Origin of the sequence: Enterobacter cloacae complex sp. 2024EL-00227, assembly GCF_043945315.1 — a bacterium.
Taxonomy (GTDB): Bacteria; Pseudomonadota; Gammaproteobacteria; order Enterobacterales; family Enterobacteriaceae; genus Enterobacter; species Enterobacter roggenkampii.
In genome coordinates this window covers 433,832-453,947 of sequence record NZ_JBIMQP010000003.1, presented here as the reverse complement: position 1 = coordinate 453,947, position 20,116 = coordinate 433,832, and the positions used below count along the sequence as shown (strand labels likewise).

Genomic DNA, 20,116 nt, shown 5'->3' with positions numbered 1-20,116 from the left:
TGTGGCATACTACCGGGCAGCGTGAAATAATTAGCGCGAATAATTTAGCAGGAGTTGACGATGTTTGCAGGTTTACCTTCTCTGAGCCATGAACAGCAGCAGAAAGCGGTTGAGCGAATTCAGGAACTGATGTCCCAGGGGATGAGCAGCGGACAGGCGATTTCCCAGGTGGCGGAAGAGCTGCGCGCCACGCATACCGGCGAGCGGATCGTGGCGCGTTTCGAGGATGAAGATGAAGAGTGATCGGGCTTAAACCGCCGCGATAATCTTAATCTCAACCTTGTATTCCGGCTTCATCAGCGTGGCCTGTACGGTGCAGCGTACAGGCGCGTGACCCGCCACCACCCACGCATCCCAGGCTTTGTTCATTGCCGCGAAGTCATCTTTGTTCGCCAGGAAAATCGTCGCATCCAGAATGCGGGATTTGTCGCTGCCCTGTTTTTCCAGCACCGCGTCAATCTGCGCCAGGGTATTGGCCGTCTGCTCAAACGCATCCGCGTCAAGGTTCGCCGGGACGCCGGTGTAGTAGAGCGTCTGGTTGTGGATCACCACATCAGACCAGCGGGCTTCGGCATCAATGCGCACAATTGTCATAAACGTTTCCTCGTTATTTTTCGTCGTCAGGCGGCAAGACTGCCATATTGTTCTCGTGTCGTCACTATTTGGGGTGGCACAGGAGAGGATGGGCTGACATAATCCCTGTGCAAAAATACAGTGAGAGAGCACCGTGGCAGACGATTTTTCCCCTGAAGGTCAATTAGCGCAGGCTATCCCCGGCTTCAAACCCCGTGAGCCTCAGCGACAGATGGCGCACGCCGTTGCACGCGCCATCGATAAGGCTCAGCCGCTGGTGGTCGAAGCGGGTACCGGCACGGGTAAAACCTATGCTTACCTTGCGCCAGCGCTGCGGGCGAAAAAAAAGGTGATTATCTCGACCGGTTCGAAAGCGCTGCAGGACCAGCTCTACAGCCGCGATTTGCCCACGGTGGCAAAGGCGCTGAAATATAAAGGCCGTCTGGCCCTGCTGAAGGGACGCTCCAACTATCTCTGCCTGGAACGCCTTGAGCAGCAGGCGCTGGCGGGCGGCGATCTGCCGGTGCAAACCCTGAGCGACGTCATTATCCTTCGCGCCTGGGCGAACCAGACCGAAGAGGGCGATATCAGCACCTGCGCGAGCGTGCCGGAAGACTCTCCCGCCTGGCCGCTGGTGACCAGCACTAACGACAACTGCCTCGGCAGCGACTGCCCGCTGTATAAAGACTGCTTTGTGGTGAAAGCGCGCAAAACGGCGATGGATGCGGATGTTGTTGTGGTGAACCACCATCTGTTTCTCGCGGATATGGTCGTCAAGGACAGCGGCTTTGGTGAGCTGATCCCGGAAGCGGACGTGATGATCTTCGACGAAGCCCACCAGCTTCCGGACATCGCCAGCCAGTATTTTGGGCAGTCGCTCTCCAGCCGCCAGCTGCAGGATCTGGCGAAAGATTTCACCATTGCTTACCGGACCGAACTCAAAGATACCCAGCAGCTGCAGAAGTGCGCCGACCGTCTGGCGCAGAGCGCGCAGGATTTCCGTTTACAGCTCGGCGAGCCGGGCTATCGCGGTAACCTGCGCGAGCTGCTGGCGGACAAAAACATCCAGCGCGCGCTGCTGCTGCTCGATGACGCGCTTGAGCTCTGCTACGACGTGGCGAAACTGTCGCTCGGCCGCTCCGCGCTGCTGGATGCGGCCTTCGAACGCGCCACGCTCTATCGCGGGCGGCTGAAGCGGCTGAAAGAGATTAACCAGCCGGGTTACAGCTACTGGTACGAATGCAATTCGCGCCACTTTACCCTGGCGCTCACCCCGCTGACGGTGGCGGATAAATTTAAAGAGGTGATGGCGCAAAAGCCGGGCAGCTGGATCTTCACGTCGGCAACCCTGTCGGTGAATGACGACCTGCACCACTTCACCGAGCGCCTCGGCATCGAGCAGGCGGAATCGCTGCTTCTGCCCAGCCCGTTCGATTACGAAAAGCAGGCGCTGCTCTGCGTGCCGCGCAATCTGCCGCTTCCCAACCAGCCGGGTGCGGCCCGGCTGCTGGCGGCGATGCTGAAGCCGATGATCGAGGCCAATAACGGCCGCTGCTTTATGCTCTGCACCTCCCACGCCATGATGCGCGACCTCGCCGAGCAGTTCCGCGCCACCATGACGCTACCGGTGCTGCTGCAGGGCGAAACCAGCAAAGGCCAGCTGCTGCAGCAGTTCGTTAGCGCCGGTAACGCCCTGCTGGTCGCAACCAGCAGCTTCTGGGAAGGGGTGGACGTGCGCGGCGACACGCTTTCGCTGGTGATCATTGATAAGCTGCCGTTTACCTCCCCGGACGATCCGCTGCTGAAGGCGCGGATGGAAGACTGCCGCCTGCGCGGCGGCGATCCGTTTGACGAGGTTCAGCTGCCGGATGCGGTCATTACGCTTAAGCAAGGGGTAGGGCGCTTAATCCGTGACGTCACCGATCGCGGCGTGCTGGTCATCTGCGATAACCGGCTGGTGATGCGTCCTTACGGGGCAACCTTCCTTGCAAGCCTGCCGCCCGCACCCCGGACGCGGGACATAAAACGCGCGGTGCGTTTCCTGGCAAACCCAACGGCGGAGTAATTTACCCCGGAGTGTGCTAAGATGCGCGCCATTTTGTGACTGACCCTTGCGAGAGCGCGACGACTGATGCGAATTCTGGCTATTGATACCGCGACAGAGGCTTGCTCTGTTGCTCTGTTGAACGACGGTGCTGTTTCTGCCCATTTCGAAGAGTGCCCACGGGAACACACCCAACGCATTCTCCCCCTGGTAAAAGCCATTTTAACCCAGGGCAACACCTCCTTAACCGACCTCGACGCGCTGGCCTTTGGCCGCGGCCCCGGCAGCTTTACGGGCGTACGCATCGGGATTGGCATTGCGCAGGGGCTGGCGCTGGGCGCCGAACTGCCGATGATCGGCGTCTCTACCCTCGCCACCATGGCACAGGGCGCATGGCGCATGACCGGGGCAACGCGCGTCCTGGCAGCGATTGATGCCCGCATGGGCGAAGTCTACTGGGCCGAATACACCCGCGACGAGCAGGGCGTGTGGCACGGTGAAGAGACGGAAGCCGTGCTTAAGCCGGAAGCGGTGACGGAACGGCTGAAGCAGCTGTCCGGCGAGTGGGCGACCGTCGGTACGGGCTGGCAGGCGTGGCCTGAGATGGCGAACGGCACCGGGCTGACGCTGGTGGACGGCAACATGCTTCTGCCGGCTGCGGAAGATATGCTTCCGATTGCCAGCCAGCTGCTCGCAGCAGGCAAAACCGTGGCCGTTGAACACGCGGAACCGGTTTATTTGCGAAACACCGTCGCGTGGAAGAAACTTCCGGGCCGCGAGTGAATCTCAGTAACAGGAACTGAGAAAAAGGAGTCGCATCATGGCGGTTCAGACTAAAGTAGTACGCCTTATTATGGCAGGCGCGGTTGCCATAGCACTGAGCGGATGCGTTTCCGTTCCTGATGCGATTAAGGGCAGCAGCCCGACGCCACAGCAGGATCTGGTTCGGGTGATGAATGCACCTGAGCTGTACGTCGGCCAGGAAGCCCGCTTTGGTGGGAAAGTGATCGACGTGCAGAACCAGCAGGGGAAAACCCGTCTGGAGATCGCCACGGTACCGCTCGACAGCGGCGCTCGGCCTGTACTGGGCGAGGCCTCCCGGGGACGTATCTATGCGGACGTCAGTGGGTTCCTGGACCCGGTCGATTTCCGCGGACAGCTGGTGACCGTTGTCGGGCCGATTACCGGCGCCGTACAGGGCAAAATCGGCAGCACGCCGTATAAATTTATGACCATGCAGGTCAACGGCTACAAGCGCTGGCGGCTGGCACAGCAGGTGATCATGCCGCCTCAGCCGATCGATCCGTGGATGTGGGGTCCACATCCTTATCGTTACGGCTACCCGGGCTGGGGCTGGTATAACCCGGGGCCTGCACAGGTACAGACGATCGTAACTGAGTAACTCACTGTTATTGTTAGAAAAGAGACAGCGGCTCAGCCGCTGTCTCTGTTTTTTTACGGATAAAACGAAAAAAAAGAGTGACGCGCTTCGCAACCTTAAATCTGAACAATTAATAAACTGGTACGCTGAGTTAATATAATGTTAACAAACTGTTTATTATCGGGGTTGTGATGACGACGAACACTCATTTCAGAGGTGATGCATTGAAGAAGGTTTGGCTTAACCGTTATCCCGCAGATGTTCCTGCTGAGATCAATCCTGACCGTTATCAATCCCTGGTGGAATTATTTGAACACTCGGTAAGGCGCTACGCGGACCAGCCCGCATTTGTGAATATGGGCGAGGTGATGACGTTCCGTAAGCTGGAGGAGCGCAGCCGGGCGTTTGCGGCGTACCTGCAGGAAGGTCTGGGGCTGCAAAAAGGGGATCGCGTCGCGCTAATGATGCCGAACCTGCTGCAATACCCGGTGGCGCTGTTCGGTATCCTGCGTGCCGGGATGATTGTCGTCAACGTCAACCCGCTGTACACCCCGCGCGAGCTGGAGCATCAGCTTAACGACAGCGGCGCGGTTGCGATTGTCATTGTGTCCAACTTTGCCCATACGCTGGAAAAAGTTGTCGACAAAACCCAGGTGAAACACGTCATCCTGACGCGCATGGGGGACCAGCTCTCCACCGCCAAAGGCACGCTGGTTAACTTTGTCGTCAAATACGTCAAACGTCTGGTGCCAAAATACCATCTGCCGGACGCTATCTCCTTCCGCCGCGCGCTGCATGCGGGCTATCGTATGCAGTACGTTAAGCCGGAAGTGGTCTCAGAAGATCTCGCGTTCCTGCAGTATACCGGCGGTACCACCGGCGTGGCGAAAGGCGCAATGCTGACCCACCGCAACATGCTGGCGAACCTTGAGCAGGTCAATGCAACCTACGGGCCGCTGCTGCATCCCGGCAAAGAGCTGGTCATTACGGCGCTGCCGCTGTACCACATTTTCGCACTGACCATGAACTGCCTGCTGTTTATTGAGCTCGGCGGTCAAAACGTGCTGATTACTAACCCGCGTGATATACCGGGGCTGGTGAAAGAGCTGGCAAAATACCCGTTCACCGCCATGACCGGGGTAAATACCCTGTTTAACGCGCTGCTTAATAACAAAGAGTTCCAGCAGCTGGACTTCTCCACGCTCCATCTCTCTGCGGGCGGCGGCATGCCGGTTCAGCAGGCGGTGGCCGAGCGCTGGGTGAAGCTTACCGGCCAGTATCTGCTGGAGGGCTATGGCCTGACGGAGTGCGCGCCGCTGGTCAGCGTTAACCCGCATGACATCGACTACCACAGCGGAAGCATTGGACTGCCCGTTCCTTCTACTGAAGCGAAACTGGTCGATGATAACGATAACGAAGTCGCGCCGGGTGAGCCGGGTGAGCTGTGTGTCAAAGGTCCACAGGTCATGCTGGGCTACTGGCAGCGTCCCGACGCCACCGACGAAATCATCAAAGACGGCTGGCTGCATACCGGGGATATCGCGGTGATGGATGACGAGGGCTTCCTGCGCATTGTCGATCGCAAGAAAGATATGATCCTGGTCTCTGGCTTCAACGTCTATCCGAATGAGATCGAAGACGTGGTCATGCAGCACAGCGGCGTACTCGAAGTGGCAGCGGTCGGCGTGCCTTCCGGCAGCAGCGGTGAAGCGGTGAAGATATTTGTGGTCAAGAAAGATCCTTCTCTCACCGAGGAAGCGCTGATAACGTTTTGTCGTCGTCAGCTGACGGGCTATAAAGTGCCGAAGCTGGTGGAATTCCGCGACGAGCTGCCGAAATCCAACGTCGGGAAGATATTACGACGAGAATTACGTGACGAAGCCCGTGCCAAAGTAGACAATAAGGCCTGAGCTTCACGTTAATCGTCCAGACGCCGGTTAAGCCGGCGTTTTTTATGGGCGCAAACAAAAGAGAATCCGATTTGAATTACCAGATGATCACGACCAACGACGAGCTGGCTTCGCTGTGCGAAGTGACGCGCGACTTTCCTGCCATTGCCCTGGATACCGAGTTTGTCCGTACCCGGACGTACTATCCGCAGCTGGGGTTGATTCAGATGTACGACGGTAAACACGTGTCGCTGATCGACCCTCTCGGCATTACCGACTGGACGCCGATGCGCGATCTGCTGCTCGATACCGCCGTCACGAAATACCTGCACGCAGGCAGTGAAGATCTGGAAGTCTTTCTGAACACCTTTGGCATCATGCCTCAGCCGCTGATTGATACGCAGATCCTTGCGGCGTTCAGCGGGCGACCGCTCTCCTGGGGCTTTGCCGCCATGGTGGAGGAGTATACGGGCCTGACGCTGGATAAAAGCGAATCCCGTACCGACTGGCTGGCGCGTCCGCTTACCGCGCGCCAGTTGGAGTATGCGGCGGCTGACGTGTTTTACCTGCTGCCGATCGCCGGACAGCTGATGAAAGAAGCCGAGGCATCCGGCTGGCTGTCCGCCGCGCTGGACGAGTGCCGTATGACCCAGCTGCGTCGTCAGGAAGTGGTGGATCCGAAAGAGGCCTGGCGCGACATCAGCAACGCCTGGCAGCTGCGTACGCGTCAGCTGGCGTGCCTGCAGCTGCTGGCAGACTGGCGCTTGCGTAAAGCGCGCGAGCGCGATCTGGCCGTTAACTTTGTGGTTCGCGAAGAGCATCTCTGGGCGGTTGCGCGCTATATGCCGGGCAGCCTCGGCGAGCTGGACAGCATTGGGCTTTCGGGCAGTGAAATCCGTTTCCACGGCAAAACCCTGCTGGCGCTGGTCGCAAAAGCGCAGGCGTTACCGGAAGAGGCGCTGCCGGAACCGCTGCTGAACCTGATGGATATGCCGGGCTATCGCAAAGCGTTTAAGGACATCAAAGCGCTGGTGCAGGCGGTGGCGACGGAAAGCAAGCTGAGCGCGGAGCTGCTCGCTTCACGCCGTCAGATTAACCAGCTGCTTAACTGGCACTGGAAGCTGAAGCCGCAGAATAGCTTGCCGGAAATGATGGCGGGATGGCGCGGGGAATTGATGGCCGATCGCCTGAATACGCTGCTGGAAGGTTATCCGCGATAAAAAATATGCCGGGTGATAAACCCGGCATATTTCCCCGGTGGCGCTGCGCTTACCGGGGCGACGAAATCACAAACCTACGGACGTGACTCTTCCGCTTCCGGAAGCGTCACGTTCAGCTCCAGAATCGAAATATCCCCGTCTTTTTGCTCCAGCTGAACGGTGACCATTTCCGGGTCAATCTGCACGTATTTGCAGATCACTTCCAGGATGTCCTTGCGCAGCTGCGGCAGGTAGTGAGGCTCGGCGTCGCTACGACGACGTTCCGCAACGATAATTTGCAGACGTTCTTTTGCGATGTTGGCGGTGTTCTTTTTCCGCGAGAGAAAAAAGTCCAGTAATGCCATAACTTATCCTCCGAACAGGCGTTTGAGGAAACCTTTCTTCTCTTCTTCAATGAAGCGGAAAGGACGTTCTTCTCCCAGCAGACGGTCAACGGTATCGGCGTAAGCTTTACCTGCATCTGCCATTGTATCAAGGATCACTGGCTCGCCCTGGTTAGAGGCGCGTAACACGGACTGATCTTCCGGGATAACGCCCACCAGCTTAATGCGCAGGATCTCCAGCACGTCTTCCATGCTCAGCATGTCACCTTTGTTCACGCGGCCCGGGTTGTAGCGGGTGAGCAGCAGGTGTTCTTTAATCGGGTCTTCGCCATTTTCCGCACGACGGGATTTAGAGGCGAGGATCCCGAGAATGCGGTCTGAGTCACGCACGGATGAAACTTCAGGGTTGGTGGTGATGATTGCTTCATCAGCGAAGTAGAGCGCCATCAGAGCACCGGTTTCGATGCCGGCAGGGGAGTCACAGACGATGAAGTCGAACTCCATTTTTTTCAGCTCGTCGAGCACCTTTTCTACCCCTTCACGGGTCAGGGCGTCTTTGTCACGCGTCTGAGAAGCCGGGAGAATGTAGAGGTTCTCGGTGCGCTTGTCTTTAATCAGCGCCTGGTTCAGCGTGGCATCGCCCTGAATGACGTTCACAAAGTCATACACGACGCGACGCTCACATCCCATGATGAGGTCGAGGTTACGCAGGCCGATATCGAAGTCGATAACGACGGTTTTCTTTCCCTTCTGGGCCAAACCAGTAGCGATGGCCGCGCTGGAGGTGGTCTTGCCAACGCCTCCTTTACCCGAAGTAACAACAATAATGCGTGCCATAGAAATTCCTTGTTAAAAAGGGATCAATTCAACGGTTGAACGGTCAACGCGTCGTCTGCCAGAAGCAGGCGAGCCGCTTTGCCATAAAATTCGGCTGGGATCTTGTCGCTCAGCCAATATTCACCTGCGATGGACACCAGTTCCGCCGTCAGGTGAGTACAAAATATTTGCGCGTCCCGATCGCCACTTGCACCTGCGAGCGCACGTCCACGCATCATACCGTAAACGTGAATATTGCCATCTGCAATCAGCTCAGCGCCAGCACTGACGTGGCTTGTAACAATCAGATCACAGTTTGGTGCATAAATGCGCTGACCGGAACGAACCGGCACATCAATCATTCGCGTTTTTGTGATGTTTGTAACGTTTTGCGCCGCAGGAGGGGGCGTTTCGACGGCAACGGGTGCCGCACGCGGGGCTTTTTCTTTGCCTTCATTCAGAAGCGGCAGCCCCGCACGGTCAATTTCCGCTTTCAGTTCAGTATCTTTGCAGCCGCTGATGCCGACAATACGCAGTCCGGTCGAGGAGACGGCCTGCTGGAGACGTTTCCAGTTAACCGGCGCTTCAAGACCGCTGACGTTGATAACAACAGGGGCGTGCTTCAGGAAGGCGGGAGCCTGGGCGATTTTGTCTTCTAACGCCTGACGAATAACCTCGGGTTTTGCATCATGCAAATGTACCACTGATAAGGTGAAGCTACTGCCTTTAAGCTCGATGGGCGTGTTTGACATCCTGGCCTTACTCAATTTGCTATTAACCGCAACCACTCGCTGCGATATTCCGAAGAGTATCAGGCATGTTATAGTCAGGAGTATATTGAGGCAAGCAACCACCCATTAATTCAGAGTAAAAACATGTTTTGTGTGATCTACAGAAGTACAACCCGTGACCAGACCTATCTTTATGTCGAAAAGAAAGACGATTTTTCACGCGTGCCTGAAGAATTAATGAAGAGCTTTGGCCGACCGCAGATGGCGATGCTGCTGCCGCTTGATGGTCGCAAGAAACTGGTGAATGCCGATCTGGAGAAAGTGAAAACGGCATTAGCCGAGCAGGGCTATTATTTACAGCTTCCGCCGCCACCCGAGAATTTATTAAAACAACATCTTGAGGCGAACGGTAAAAAATAGTCTCAACTGTTTTTGAGCACAACACATCAACCGTTTAGGGGTCGACCATGTATCAACATCATAACTGGCAAGGTGCATTACTGGATTATCCCGTCAGCAAAGTGGTTTGCGTGGGCAGCAACTATGCAAAACATATTCAGGAGATGGGCAGTGCGACGCCAGAAGAGCCGGTTCTGTTCATTAAGCCTGAAACGGCGCTTTGCGATATTCGCCAGCCGCTGGCCCTGCCGCAGGGGCTCGGCTCGGTGCACCACGAAGTGGAACTCGCCGTGCTGATCGGCGCAACGCTGCGTCAGGCCTCCGAAGAGCATGTGCAGAAAGCGATCGCCGGATACGGCGTGGCGCTGGATCTGACGCTACGCGACGTGCAGGGTAAAATGAAGAAAGCGGGGCAGCCGTGGGAAAAAGCCAAAGGGTTTGATAATTCCTGCCCGATTTCGGCGTTTGTGCCGGTGAGCGAATTTACCGGTAATCCGCAGGACACGCCGCTCAGCCTGAAGGTTAACGGTGAAATCCGCCAGCAGGGCACCACGGCAGACATGATCCATAAGATTGTGCCGCTGATCGCCTATATGAGCCGCTTCTTTACCCTCAAGCCGGGTGATGTGATCCTGACCGGCACGCCGGAAGGCGTTGGTCCGCTCGCGAGCGGTGATGAACTTGAAGTTGGTTTTAACGGCCTGTCGCTGAAAACCCGCGTGCTGTAACCTCCTTTTGCCGCCTGAAAAGGGCGGCAAAACTTGCAACGACGTGCCAGACTCGTTATAAGGTGCGCTTTCTTTTGACGTGTGGACATCCTGATGAACGACATCCCTTTCTGGCAAAGCAAAACTCTTGACGACATGACCGACGCGGAATGGGAATCCTTATGCGACGGCTGCGGTCAGTGCTGCCTGCACAAGCTGATGGATGAAGACACGGACGAAATCTACTTCACCAACGTGGCCTGCAAGCAGCTGAACATCAAAACCTGCCAGTGCCGCAACTACGAGCGCCGCTTCGAGTTCGAGCCAGACTGCATTAAATTAACCCGTGAGAATCTGCCCACCTTTGAATGGCTGCCGCATACCTGCGCGTATCGCCTGCTGGCGGAGGGGAAAGGTCTGCCTGACTGGCACCCCCTGCTGACCGGTTCAAAAGCGGCGATGCACGGCGAACGTATCTCCGTGCGCCACATTGCGGTGAAAGAGTCCGAGGTGCGGGACTGGGAAGATCACATCATGAACCACCCGACCCGTTGAGATTAAAAAACCCGCCGAAGCGGGTTTTTTATTGTGCGCTGTTGTGTCGGATGGCGCTGCGCTTACCCGACCTACAAAACCGTAGGCCCGCGCAAGCGAAGCGCCGCCGGGCGAATTAGCGTCCGAACAAATCGCGTTTCTTCGGTTTGAACGGCTGAGCGATCAACACCAGCAGCGCCACGACGAAGTAGGCGGCAAAAATGCCCACCAGCCACTGCGGCATCTCCAGCGTCAGGAATTCCCACTGGCGAACGGAGCAGTCACCGGATGCAACGAACACCTGCGGCAGCCATTTGTCCAGCGGCAGCCAGCTCGGGAAGCGGGCGGCAAAATCGCAGGTCATAAACGGTGACGGATGCAGCTGCATCATCGTGTGCTGCCAGGAGAGTTCAATGCCTTTCCAGGCGCTGTACAGCCAGATCGCGATCCCGGCATAGCGAAGCGGCGACTTTGGCGCAATCGCGCCGACCAGGCCAGCCCCCATAATGCCGAACAGCGCGCAGCGTTCGTAAATACAGAGCACGCAAGGTTTGAGTCCCATTACGTGCTGGAACCACAGCGCGACCATTTCCAGCGCAAAGGCGGTCAGGGCCATTAACAACCACGCTCCGCGACCGCGGGAGCACTGGTTTAAAAATCTCAACATAATCATTTCCCTGGAACATGCTTAGAAAGCGCAGTGTAAACGAATTCGTTTTTCGCGCCACCTGTACCTGGCGAAATAAAACGTAATTGGATGTTTATCGTGCGAAAAGGCAAACGGGCAGCGAACTGCCCGAGTTGCAGTGTTTACTGCGCCGCAAGTATACCCGCTTGTATCAACCATTGCGTACAGGGAATAAGGGTAATTTTGACGCAAAGCAATCCCACGATCGTGAGCACCAGCGTATAGGGCAGGGCCATCCAGACCATTCTTCCATAAGAAAGACGTATGAGTGGCGCAAGGGCGGAGGTCAGCAGGAACAGGAAGGCGGCCTGGCCATTGGGTGTCGCCACCGACGGCAGGTTGGTACCGGTGTTGATCGCCACGGCCAGCAGTTCAAACTGTCCGGCGCTGATCACGCCTTGCTCCATCGCGGTCTTAGCCTCGTTAATGTAAACCGTCCCGACAAAGACGTTATCTGAGATTGACGAGAGCAGGCCGTTAAACAGGTAAAACAGCGACAGCTGAGCATCCGGCGATGCCCGTAAGACAAAGGCAATAATCGGCGCGAACAGGTGCTGGTCGATTATCACCGCCACGACCGCAAAAAACACCGCCAGCAGGGCGGTAAACGGCAGCGCTTCGGTAAAGGCTTTGCCGATGGCATGCTCATCCGTCACGCCGGTAAAGGTCGTGGCGAGAATAATCACGGACAGACCAATCAGCCCCACTTCAGCAAGATGGAACGCCAGCGCGGCGATAAGCCAGACGCCGATGATCCCCTGTGCAATCAGGCGCAGCGTCTCCTGGCGCGTCCGCTGGCGTCGGCTCTGCAGATCGAATTTATGCAGTTCCTGACGTACCGGCTCCGGGAGTTGTGCCCCGTAACCAAAGAGGCGAAACTTCTCCACCAGCAAACAGGTCGCCAGACCGCAGATCAGCACCGGCACGCTCACCGGGGCCATTCTCAGGAAGAAATCACCGAAGTGCCAGCCCGCCGCTTTCGCAATGATCAGGTTTTGCGGCTCGCCCACCATCGTCATCACGCCCCCCAGGGCGGTACCCACCCCGGCATGCATCATCAGGCTGCGCAGGAAGGCGCGAAACTGTTCCAGTACCTCGCGGTTATGCGCATCGACATGGCTGTCATCCTGCAGATCCTCACCCGGACGAGAGGAGGCCACGCGGTGATAAATACCGTAAAACCCCACCGCGACGCTTATCACCACCGCGACGACCGTCAGCGCGTCCAGGAAGGCTGACAGGAAGGCCGCCGCAAGGCAAAACGCCAGCGAGAGAACCGTTTTCGACGGAATGCTGAGCAGCAGGCGCGTAAAGATAAACAGCAGCAGCTGTTTCATAAAGTAGATGCCCGCCACCATAAACATCAGCAGCAGAAGCACTTCAAGATTTGAAGCCAGCTCTGCTTTGACATGCTCGGCTGAGGTCATGCCAATCACTACCGCTTCAAACGCCAGCAATCCGCCCGGCAACAGGGGATAGCATTTCAGCGCCATCGCCAGGGTGAAGATAAACTCCGCGACCAGCAGCCACCCGGCAACGAACGGGTTCACGTAAAAGAGGAGAGGGTTAACGACCAGGAACACCAGCAGTATCAGTTTGTACCAGTCAGGAGACTGGCCTAAAAAATTGCGCCACAGAGCGCGCCCAAAAGAAATTTCCACGACAGACGTCCTTCCCCGTCAAGTAAGACAAAACATCAGTATACGCAAAATTCACGGTCCAGACGCGGATAAGACTGCATTGTAAATTTCACAAAAATGAAACGGCGATCCCTCTTTTCTCTCTTTGCCGCGCTACCTGCCACTGCACGCCTCTGGTATGATGAGTCCAATTTGCTAAAGCTGTGTAATGGAAATCTCACTATGGTCATTAAGGCGCAGAGCCCGGCGGGTTTCGCGGAAGAGTACATCATTGAAAGCATCTGGAATAATCGTTTCCCTGCGGGGTCCATTCTTCCGGCTGAACGCGAACTCTCTGAACTGATTGGCGTCACTCGCACCACGCTGCGTGAAGTGCTTCAGCGACTGGCGCGCGATGGCTGGTTGACGATCCAGCACGGCAAGCCAACAAAAGTGAACAACTTCTGGGAAACCTCCGGGCTGAACATTCTTGAAACGCTGGCGCGTCTCGATCATGAAAGCGTGCCGCAGCTCATTGATAATCTGCTCTCCGTTCGCACCAACATCGCGACGATCTTTATTCGTACGGCTTTCCGCCAGCATCCGGAAGATGCGCTTGCGGTGCTGGCCAGTGCCAACGAGGTGGAAGATCACGCCGACGCGTTCGCCACCCTCGATTACAACGTCTTCCGTGGGCTGGCGTTTGCCTCCGGCAACCCGGTGTATGGTCTGATCCTCAACGGTATGAAGGGACTCTACACCCGCATTGGCCGCCACTACTTTGCCAATCCCGAAGCCCGCAGCCTGGCGCTGGGCTTTTACCATAAGCTGAGCAAGCTGTGCTCCGAAGGTCTGCACGATCAGGTGTATGAGACGGTGCGCCGCTACGGTCACGATTCCGGTGAAATCTGGCACCGTATGCAGAAAACGCTGCCGGGTGATTTGGCGATTCAGAGCCGCTGAAATAAAAAACCTCTCGTGTGAGAGGTTTTTTTTCGTCGGGTGGCGGCTACGCCTTACCCGACCTACGGGTCTTGTAGGCCCGGTAAGCGTAGCGCCACCGGGCAAAAAAGGCTGGACTAAAGCGTATTCAACCGCGCCGGGCAGCGTTCAAGCAGCTCGACGCTCCCGTCTTCATTCTGCTGCTCCAGCTGAACATCAAAGCCCCAAAGGCGATGCACGTGCTTCAGCACCTCTTTACGCCCTTTATCCAGCGGCGCGCGATTGTGCGGGATATAGCGCAGCGTCAGGGAGCGGTCACCGCGCAAATCCACGTTCCACACCTGAATGTTGGGTTCAAGATTGCTCAGGTTGTACTGGGAAGAGAGGCGAGAGCGGATCTCACGGTAACCCTCCTCGTTGTGGATTGCGGAGATCTCCAGATAGTTGTTGCGGTCGTCGTCCAGCACGGTGAAGAAGCGGAAGTCACGCATGATCTTCGGCGACATAAACTGGCTGATGAAGCTCTCATCCTTAAAGTCGCGCATCGCAAAGTGCAGCGTTTCCAGCCAGTCAGATCCGGCGATATCCGGGAACCAGTACTTGTCTTCTTCCGTCGGCGACTGACAGATACGCTTAATGTCCTGGAACATGGCGAAGCCAAGGGCATAGGGGTTAATCCCGCTGTACCACGGGCTGTTATAGGGCGGCTGGAACACCACGTTGGTATGGCTGTGGAGGAACTCCATCATGAACCGCTCGGTGACTTTCCCCTCGTCGTACAGGTGGTTGAGAATGGTGTAGTGCCAGAAGGTCGCCCAGCCTTCGTTCATCACCTGCGTCTGTTTTTGCGGGTAGAAATACTGGCTCACCTTGCGCACGATGCGCAGGATCTCACGCTGCCACGGCTCCAGCAGCGGGGCGTTCTTCTCCATAAAATAGAGCAGGTTTTCCTGTGGCTCGGACGGATAACGCCGCGCTTCGGCGATCGTTTTTTCTTCCTCACGCTTCGGCAGGGTGCGCCACAGCATGTTCACCTGGCTTTGCAGATACTCTTCGCGGCTTTTCTGCCGGGCCTTCTCCTCCTGCAGGGAGATTTTCTGCGGACGTTTGTAGCGGTCAACGCCGTAGTTCATCAGCGCGTGACAGGAGTCGAGCAGTTTTTCCACTTCGTCCACGCCGTAGCGCTCTTCGCAGTCGGTAATGTATTTACGGGCGAAGATCAGGTAATCGACGATGGAGCTGGCATCCGTCCAGCTGCGGAACAGATAGTTATTCTTGAAAAAGGAGTTATGCCCGTAGCAGGCGTGCGCCATCACCAGCGCCTGCATGGTAATGGTGTTCTCTTCCATTAAATAGGCGATACACGGATTGGAGTTAATGACGATCTCATACGCCAGACCCTGCTGCCCGTGCTTATACAGCCGCTCCGTTTCGATAAATTTCTTACCAAACGACCAGTGCGGGTAGTTGATCGGCATCCCGACGCTGGAGTAGGCGTCCATCATCTGTTCGGACGTAATGACTTCAATCTGATGGGGATAGGTATCCAGGCGATACAGTTTTGCGACCCGGTCGATCTCGGCGAGGTAAACATCCAGCAGCTCGAAGGTCCAGTCGGGTCCATCGCTCAGACGTGTGTTGTCCTTGTTCAGGGAATCAATAGTAGCCATTAGCGCGCCCTCGTTGTGGGTGCTCTCTCTGTCTGGAGAGCCTCCTTTCAAGCATAGATCAACGTGTTAAAAAGCGTGCTGAGGCAGAAATTTTTTCTTTGCGATTTCGCGTTTTTGATACGGCAATAAAACGGTGTCTCTCAGCATTTTATGCTGGTTAAAAATAACGCGCAGCAGGAGATGCCAAATTAGCACTATCCCCTGATGCTGGGGGATGTGTGAGGTAAGTCACCATAAAAAAGTCGTATGTTGAATAATATTTTCAACTAGGTTATCAATCTGTAATTAGAAGATTGTTCTTTTGCACATAATGGAGTGGCTATGCGTGTTGTCATACTGGGAAGTGGTGTCGTTGGGGTAACCAGCGCCTGGTATTTAAGTCAGGCGGGACATGACGTCACCGTTATCGATCGTGAGTCAGGCCCCGCGCTGGAAACCAGCGCGGCGAACGCCGGGCAAATCTCTCCGGGCTATGCGGCACCGTGGGCAGCACCGGGCGTTCCGCTGAAAGCGATTAAATGGATGTTCCAGCGCCACGCGCCGCTGGCCATCAGCCTTGACGGCACGCAGTTCCAGCTGAAGTGGATGTGGCAGATGCTGCGCAACTGCGACACCCGCCACTACATGGAGAACAAAGGGCGCATGGTGCGCCTGGCGGAATACAGCCGCGACTGCCTGAAAGCGCTGCGCGCCTCAACCGGGATTGAGTACGAAGGCCGTCAGGGCGGAACGCTCCAGCTGTTCCGCACCGAACAACAGTATGAAAACGCCACCCGCGATATCGCCGTGCTGGAAGATGCTGGCGTACCGTATCAGCTGCTGGAAGCCAGCCAGCTTGGTCAGGTTGAACCTGCGCTGGCGGAAGTGGCGCATAAGCTGACGGGCGGCCTGCGCCTGCCGAATGACGAAACCGGCGACTGCCAGCTCTTTACGCAGCGTCTGGCGCAGATGTGCGAGCAGGCGGGGGTGAAATTCCGGTACAACACCTCTGTCGACAAGCTGCTGTCGGAAGGGGAAAAAATTTACGGCGTGAAGTGTGGCGAAGAGGTGATCAAAGCGGATGCCTACGTCATGGCGTTTGGTTCGTACTCCACCGCCATGCTGAAAGGCATTCTCGATATTCCGGTCTACCCGCTAAAAGGCTACTCGCTGACCATTCCGGTAAAAGAGGAGAGCGGCGCACCGGTTTCTACCATTCTGGATGAAACCTACAAAATCGCCATTACCCGCTTCGATAACCGCATCCGCGTAGGCGGCATGGCGGAGATTGTCGGCTTCAACACCGAACTGCTGAAACCGCGTCGTGAAACGCTGGAGATGGTGGTAGGGGACCTCTTCCCGCGCGGTGGCTTTGTCGAGCAGGCGACCTTCTGGACCGGCCTGCGTCCGATGACGCCGGACGGCACGCCGATTGTCGGGCGCACGCCGTTCAAAAACCTGTGGACCAATACCGGGCACGGTACGCTTGGCTGGACGATGGCCTGCGGCTCCGGGCAGCTGCTGAGCGACCTGATTTCCGGACGCACGCCGGCCATTCCGTTTGACGATCTCAGTGTCGCGCGCTATCAATCGGGGTTTACGCCGTCGCGTCCACAGCACCTGCACGGCGCGCATAACTAAGGAGTTGTCATGTCCCGTCCTGTTCTCGCTCAGCTGAACCTGCAGGCCCTGAAGGATAACCTGCAGATTGTTCGCCGGGCAGCACCTGGCGCACGCGTGTGGTCGGTGGTGAAAGCGAATGCCTACGGCCACGGCATTGACCGTATCTGGAGCGCGCTGAGCGCCACCGATGGCTTTGCGTTACTCAATCTTGAAGAGGCCATTCTGCTGCGCGAGCGCGGCTGGAAAGGGCCCATACTGCTGCTGGAGGGCTTCTTCCACGCCGACGATCTGCCGCTGCTGGATAAGTACCGGCTGACCACCAGCGTTCACAGCAACTGGCAGATCAAAGCGATTCAGGATGCGAAGCTCCACGCGCCGCTGGATATCTATCTCAAGGTCAACAGCGGCATGAACCGCCTGGGCTTCCAGCCTGAGCGGGTGCATACGGTCTGGCAGCAGCTGCGCGCCCTGAAGAACGTGGGTGAAATGACGCTGATGGCACACTTTGCCGACGCGGAAAAACCGGACGGTATCGCCGATGCCATGGTCCGCATCGAGCAGGCCGCAGAAGGGCTGGACTGCCCGCGCTCGCTGTCCAACTCGGCGGCCACGCTGTGGCATCCCGAGGCGCATTACAACTGGGTGCGTCCGGGGATCGTTCTGTACGGCGCGTCGCCCTCGGGGCAGTGGCAGGATATCGCCAACAGCGGCCTGAAGCCGGTAATGACCCTGCGCAGTGAAATCATTGGCGTGCAGACCCTGAAAGCTGGCGACACGGTGGGCTACGGTAGCCGCTATCGGGCAAAGGGCGAGCAGCGGATTGGTATCGTGGCGGGTGGCTATGCCGACGGCTACCCGCGCATTGCGCCGACCGGTACGCCTGTGTGGGTAGATGGAGTCCGCACGGGAACGGTAGGCACCGTATCTATGGATATGCTGGCCGTTGACCTGACGCCATGCCCGCAGGCGGGTATCGGTTCCCCGGTCGAGCTGTGGGGTAACGAAATCAAAATTGATGACGTGGCGGCCGCGGCGGGCACGGTAGGGTATGAACTGATGTGTGCCCTGGCACCGAGGGTGCCGGTTGTGACGGTGTAACGTATGTTTGCCGGGTGGCGCTAACGCTTACCCGGCCTACGCTCGAGGTTTTTTTTGCCGGGTAAGGCGAAGCCGCCACCCGGCAAAAAAACCGCTACTCCGCTTCCTCTTCCATCGGCCTCAAACCGACTTTCCTTACCGCGTTATCTTCTTTCTCTGCTACCGTCCAGAGCATCCCGGCAAACTCTACCTGATCGCCCACGACCGGGGCAGCGCCAAGCCGCTGCTGGATGATTTCGCCCAGCGTTTGCTGGCTATCTCCGTCTTCAGCACCTTCATCCAGGCCGTAAATCAGCGCCACATCGGCAAACCTGGCGCTGGCTTCCAGAATAAAATCGCCGAAGAAACGCTGGTCCAGCGCCACCGGCGGCGACTGGCTGAACAGCTTGCCCAGCGCGGGCAGGTCACGCTCGCGGCCAATCACGCAGAGAATATCCCCTTCGCGCAGGCGTGTGCTGCCGGTAGGGTGCAACAGGACATTGTCGCGGAACAGGGCGGCAATGCGCGTTTCGGCCGGCATGTGCAAATCGCGCAGCGAAGCGCCCACGCACCATTTGTCGGCGCTCAGCTGATAGACGAACTGCTCCCACGGGTTTTCCGGATGAATGTCGAGCCCCACGCGGGAAACCGGCCAGCCCACGGGAGGGACCACGACTTTGGCTTTTTTCGCCGCCCACCCGAGGGACGTTCCCTGGAACAGCAGCGAAATCAGCACCACGAAGAAAGCCACGTTAAAGAACAGCCGGGCGTTATCCAGACCGGCCATCATCGGAAAGACCGCAAGAATAATCGGAACCGCGCCGCGCAGACCCACCCAGCTGATAAAGACGCGCTCGCGCAGGTTGAAGCCGCGAAACGGCAGCAGGCCTGCAAATACCGACAGCGGACGGGCGAAGAAGATCATCCACGCAGACAACAGCAGCGCCGGAACGGCGATGGGCAGCAGGTCCGATGGGGTAACCAGAAGACCGAGCACCAGGAACATGCCGATCTGCGCCAGCCATGCCAGGCCGTCGAAGTTCTGTAAAATGGCATGGCGGTTGCGAATAGGGCGGTTGCCCATCAGGAACCCGCAGAGGTAGACGGCGAGAATGCCGCTGCCGTCCAGCGCCGTGGTAACGGCAAAAATGAGAATACCGCCGCTCAAGGCCAGAAGCGGGTAAAGCCCCGCGGGCAGCGAGATGCGGTTGATCATCTGCTGTAAGAGGTATCCCCCCGCCAGGCCAATAACAATCCCCAGCCCGAACTGCTGCAGGATATGCCACGCAAACATCCAGCTGAGCCCCGTCTCGTGCTGCTGGATCATCTCAATCAGCGTGATGGTGAGAAACACCGCCATCGGGTCGTTGCTGCCGGATTCAATCTCAAGCGTGGAGCCAACGCGTTCGTTAAGCCCTTTACCGCCGAGCAGGGAAAACACCGCTGCCGCATCGGTTGAGCCCACGATGGCGCCTATCAGCAACCCTTCCATGATATTCAGATGGAAAAGCCACGCGGCCATCATTCCGGTGAGGCCGGAGGTAATCAACACGCCGACCGTCGCGAGCGACAGCGCGGGCCCTAAGGCCACGCGGAAGGAGCTCGCCTGAGTGCGCATCCCGCCGTCCAGCAGGATCACCGCCAGCGCCAGGTTACTCACCATGTAGGCGAAAGGGTAGTTATCGAAAGGGATACCGCCAATGCCATCAATGCCGGCCAGCATGCCGATGGCGAGGAAAATAACAAGAATAGGTATGCCGAGACGCGATGAAAATGAACTTAATAAAATACTGCTGGTTACAAGGACCGAACCCAGAATGAAAAGGCTGATTATCGCTGCGGCATCCAATGTTCTCTTACTCCCACCTCAATGTTAACGCTGTTACTAAAACCCTAACATA

The 20,116-nt window shown here is 57.1% G+C and carries 20 protein-coding genes; 12 read left to right on the top strand and 8 right to left on the bottom strand.

Annotation, left to right across the window (positions count from 1 at the left end; all coding sequences use genetic code 11):
• Positions 1–60 precede the first annotated feature (60 nt).
• The gene (locus ACHH0Z_RS07920) at positions 61–243 is read left to right on the top strand and encodes a YoaH family protein (protein WP_008500497.1); all 183 of its coding nucleotides are present in this window, start codon (positions 61–63) and stop codon (positions 241–243) included.
• 6 nt (positions 244–249) lie between these two features.
• Here the strand turns inward: ACHH0Z_RS07920 and ACHH0Z_RS07915 are convergent, their stop codons facing one another.
• A complete protein-coding gene (locus tag ACHH0Z_RS07915) occupies positions 250–594 on the bottom strand; it encodes a RidA family protein (RefSeq protein ID WP_008500498.1) in 345 nt (114 codons plus the stop codon).
• 133 nt (positions 595–727) lie between these two features.
• Between ACHH0Z_RS07915 and ACHH0Z_RS07910 the strand changes: the two genes are divergently transcribed.
• From ACHH0Z_RS07910 to rnd, 5 genes are all read left to right on the top strand, one after another.
• Positions 728–2,638: an ATP-dependent DNA helicase gene (locus tag ACHH0Z_RS07910; RefSeq protein WP_045352245.1), complete on the top strand. Its 1,911-nt coding sequence runs from the start codon at positions 728–730 to the stop codon at positions 2,636–2,638.
• A gap of 66 nt (positions 2,639–2,704) precedes the next feature.
• Positions 2,705–3,400 (top strand): tRNA (adenosine(37)-N6)-threonylcarbamoyltransferase complex dimerization subunit type 1 TsaB, encoded by a 696-nt coding sequence (gene tsaB, locus ACHH0Z_RS07905; RefSeq protein WP_008500500.1) that lies wholly within the window; start codon positions 2,705–2,707, stop codon positions 3,398–3,400.
• A gap of 37 nt (positions 3,401–3,437) precedes the next feature.
• Positions 3,438–4,019 carry a Slp family lipoprotein gene (locus ACHH0Z_RS07900; protein ID WP_023293933.1) on the top strand — a complete coding sequence of 194 codons (582 nt, stop codon included), beginning with the start codon at positions 3,438–3,440 and terminating at the stop codon, positions 4,017–4,019.
• 203 nt (positions 4,020–4,222) lie between these two features.
• Positions 4,223–5,908 (top strand): long-chain-fatty-acid--CoA ligase FadD, encoded by a 1,686-nt coding sequence (gene fadD, locus ACHH0Z_RS07895; protein ID WP_014884268.1) that lies wholly within the window; start codon positions 4,223–4,225, stop codon positions 5,906–5,908.
• An 83-nt stretch (positions 5,909–5,991) separates the two neighbouring features.
• A complete protein-coding gene (gene rnd / locus ACHH0Z_RS07890) occupies positions 5,992–7,107 on the top strand; it encodes a ribonuclease D (RefSeq protein ID WP_127913786.1) in 1,116 nt (371 codons plus the stop codon).
• A 74-nt stretch (positions 7,108–7,181) separates the two neighbouring features.
• Here the strand turns inward: rnd and minE are convergent, their stop codons facing one another.
• The 3 genes from minE to minC are packed head-to-tail and all read right to left on the bottom strand — an operon-like array spanning position 7,182 to position 8,998.
• Complete coding sequence (gene minE, locus ACHH0Z_RS07885; protein WP_008500504.1) at positions 7,182–7,451, bottom strand: cell division topological specificity factor MinE; 270 nt, start codon at positions 7,449–7,451, stop codon at positions 7,182–7,184.
• 3 nt (positions 7,452–7,454) lie between these two features.
• Positions 7,455–8,267, bottom strand: coding sequence for a septum site-determining protein MinD (gene minD, locus ACHH0Z_RS07880; protein ID WP_008500505.1), 813 nt, complete (start codon positions 8,265–8,267; stop codon positions 7,455–7,457).
• A gap of 23 nt (positions 8,268–8,290) precedes the next feature.
• Positions 8,291–8,998: a septum site-determining protein MinC gene (gene minC / locus ACHH0Z_RS07875; protein WP_008500506.1), complete on the bottom strand. Its 708-nt coding sequence runs from the start codon at positions 8,996–8,998 to the stop codon at positions 8,291–8,293.
• A gap of 123 nt (positions 8,999–9,121) precedes the next feature.
• On the opposite strand from minC, the gene ACHH0Z_RS07870 reads away from it, so the two are divergent.
• The 3 genes from ACHH0Z_RS07870 to ACHH0Z_RS07860 all read left to right on the top strand — a co-directional run bounded on the left by ACHH0Z_RS07870 (position 9,122) and on the right by ACHH0Z_RS07860 (position 10,638).
• Positions 9,122–9,397 (top strand): YcgL domain-containing protein, encoded by a 276-nt coding sequence (locus tag ACHH0Z_RS07870; RefSeq protein ID WP_008500507.1) that lies wholly within the window; start codon positions 9,122–9,124, stop codon positions 9,395–9,397.
• A gap of 47 nt (positions 9,398–9,444) precedes the next feature.
• Positions 9,445–10,104 (top strand): fumarylacetoacetate hydrolase family protein, encoded by a 660-nt coding sequence (locus ACHH0Z_RS07865; protein WP_008500508.1) that lies wholly within the window; start codon positions 9,445–9,447, stop codon positions 10,102–10,104.
• Between the two features lie 93 nt (positions 10,105–10,197).
• On the top strand, positions 10,198–10,638 hold the full coding sequence (locus tag ACHH0Z_RS07860; protein ID WP_008500509.1) for a YcgN family cysteine cluster protein: 441 nt from the start codon (positions 10,198–10,200) through the stop codon (positions 10,636–10,638).
• Between the two features lie 115 nt (positions 10,639–10,753).
• Here ACHH0Z_RS07860 and dsbB read toward each other — a convergent pair whose 3' ends face one another.
• Positions 10,754–11,284: a disulfide bond formation protein DsbB gene (gene dsbB, locus ACHH0Z_RS07855; RefSeq protein ID WP_028015880.1), complete on the bottom strand. Its 531-nt coding sequence runs from the start codon at positions 11,282–11,284 to the stop codon at positions 10,754–10,756.
• Between the two features lie 143 nt (positions 11,285–11,427).
• Positions 11,428–12,966 carry a Na(+)/H(+) antiporter NhaB gene (gene nhaB, locus ACHH0Z_RS07850; RefSeq protein WP_023325493.1) on the bottom strand — a complete coding sequence of 513 codons (1,539 nt, stop codon included), beginning with the start codon at positions 12,964–12,966 and terminating at the stop codon, positions 11,428–11,430.
• Positions 12,967–13,167: 201 nt separating this feature from the next.
• On the opposite strand from nhaB, the gene fadR reads away from it, so the two are divergent.
• Positions 13,168–13,887, top strand: a complete 720-nt coding sequence (gene fadR / locus ACHH0Z_RS07845) for a fatty acid metabolism transcriptional regulator FadR (RefSeq protein ID WP_008500512.1) — start codon at positions 13,168–13,170, stop codon at positions 13,885–13,887.
• Between the two features lie 116 nt (positions 13,888–14,003).
• Here fadR and ACHH0Z_RS07840 read toward each other — a convergent pair whose 3' ends face one another.
• Positions 14,004–15,536 carry a SpoVR family protein gene (locus ACHH0Z_RS07840; protein WP_023293929.1) on the bottom strand — a complete coding sequence of 511 codons (1,533 nt, stop codon included), beginning with the start codon at positions 15,534–15,536 and terminating at the stop codon, positions 14,004–14,006.
• 321 nt (positions 15,537–15,857) lie between these two features.
• Between ACHH0Z_RS07840 and ACHH0Z_RS07835 the strand changes: the two genes are divergently transcribed.
• Both ACHH0Z_RS07835 and dadX read left to right on the top strand, forming a co-directional pair.
• Positions 15,858–17,156, top strand: a complete 1,299-nt coding sequence (locus ACHH0Z_RS07835) for a D-amino acid dehydrogenase (protein ID WP_008500514.1) — start codon at positions 15,858–15,860, stop codon at positions 17,154–17,156.
• 9 nt (positions 17,157–17,165) lie between these two features.
• Complete coding sequence (dadX, locus tag ACHH0Z_RS07830) at positions 17,166–18,236, top strand: catabolic alanine racemase DadX (protein ID WP_008500515.1); 1,071 nt, start codon at positions 17,166–17,168, stop codon at positions 18,234–18,236.
• Between the two features lie 94 nt (positions 18,237–18,330).
• Here dadX and ACHH0Z_RS07825 read toward each other — a convergent pair whose 3' ends face one another.
• A complete protein-coding gene (locus ACHH0Z_RS07825) occupies positions 18,331–20,064 on the bottom strand; it encodes a potassium/proton antiporter (protein WP_045410475.1) in 1,734 nt (577 codons plus the stop codon).
• Between the last annotated feature and the right edge of the window lie 52 nt (positions 20,065–20,116).

Coding starts and splice junctions, on each gene's coding strand:
- rnd (WP_127913786.1), top strand. CDS start 5,992: ATGATCACGACCAACGACGAGCTGGCTTCGCTGTGCGAAGTGACGCGC.
- ACHH0Z_RS07835 (WP_008500514.1), top strand. CDS start 15,858: ATGCGTGTTGTCATACTGGGAAGTGGTGTCGTTGGGGTAACCAGCGCC.
- dsbB (WP_028015880.1), bottom strand. CDS start 11,284: ATGTTGAGATTTTTAAACCAGTGCTCCCGCGGTCGCGGAGCGTGGTTG.
- ACHH0Z_RS07865 (WP_008500508.1), top strand. CDS start 9,445: ATGTATCAACATCATAACTGGCAAGGTGCATTACTGGATTATCCCGTC.
- minE (WP_008500504.1), bottom strand. CDS start 7,451: ATGGCATTACTGGACTTTTTTCTCTCGCGGAAAAAGAACACCGCCAAC.
- tsaB (WP_008500500.1), top strand. CDS start 2,705: ATGCGAATTCTGGCTATTGATACCGCGACAGAGGCTTGCTCTGTTGCT.
- ACHH0Z_RS07840 (WP_023293929.1), bottom strand. CDS start 15,536: ATGGCTACTATTGATTCCCTGAACAAGGACAACACACGTCTGAGCGAT.
- ACHH0Z_RS07920 (WP_008500497.1), top strand. CDS start 61: ATGTTTGCAGGTTTACCTTCTCTGAGCCATGAACAGCAGCAGAAAGCG.
- fadR (WP_008500512.1), top strand. CDS start 13,168: ATGGTCATTAAGGCGCAGAGCCCGGCGGGTTTCGCGGAAGAGTACATC.
- ACHH0Z_RS07860 (WP_008500509.1), top strand. CDS start 10,198: ATGAACGACATCCCTTTCTGGCAAAGCAAAACTCTTGACGACATGACC.
- ACHH0Z_RS07915 (WP_008500498.1), bottom strand. CDS start 594: ATGACAATTGTGCGCATTGATGCCGAAGCCCGCTGGTCTGATGTGGTG.
- minD (WP_008500505.1), bottom strand. CDS start 8,267: ATGGCACGCATTATTGTTGTTACTTCGGGTAAAGGAGGCGTTGGCAAG.
- ACHH0Z_RS07870 (WP_008500507.1), top strand. CDS start 9,122: ATGTTTTGTGTGATCTACAGAAGTACAACCCGTGACCAGACCTATCTT.
- dadX (WP_008500515.1), top strand. CDS start 17,166: ATGTCCCGTCCTGTTCTCGCTCAGCTGAACCTGCAGGCCCTGAAGGAT.
- ACHH0Z_RS07900 (WP_023293933.1), top strand. CDS start 3,438: ATGGCGGTTCAGACTAAAGTAGTACGCCTTATTATGGCAGGCGCGGTT.
- minC (WP_008500506.1), bottom strand. CDS start 8,998: ATGTCAAACACGCCCATCGAGCTTAAAGGCAGTAGCTTCACCTTATCA.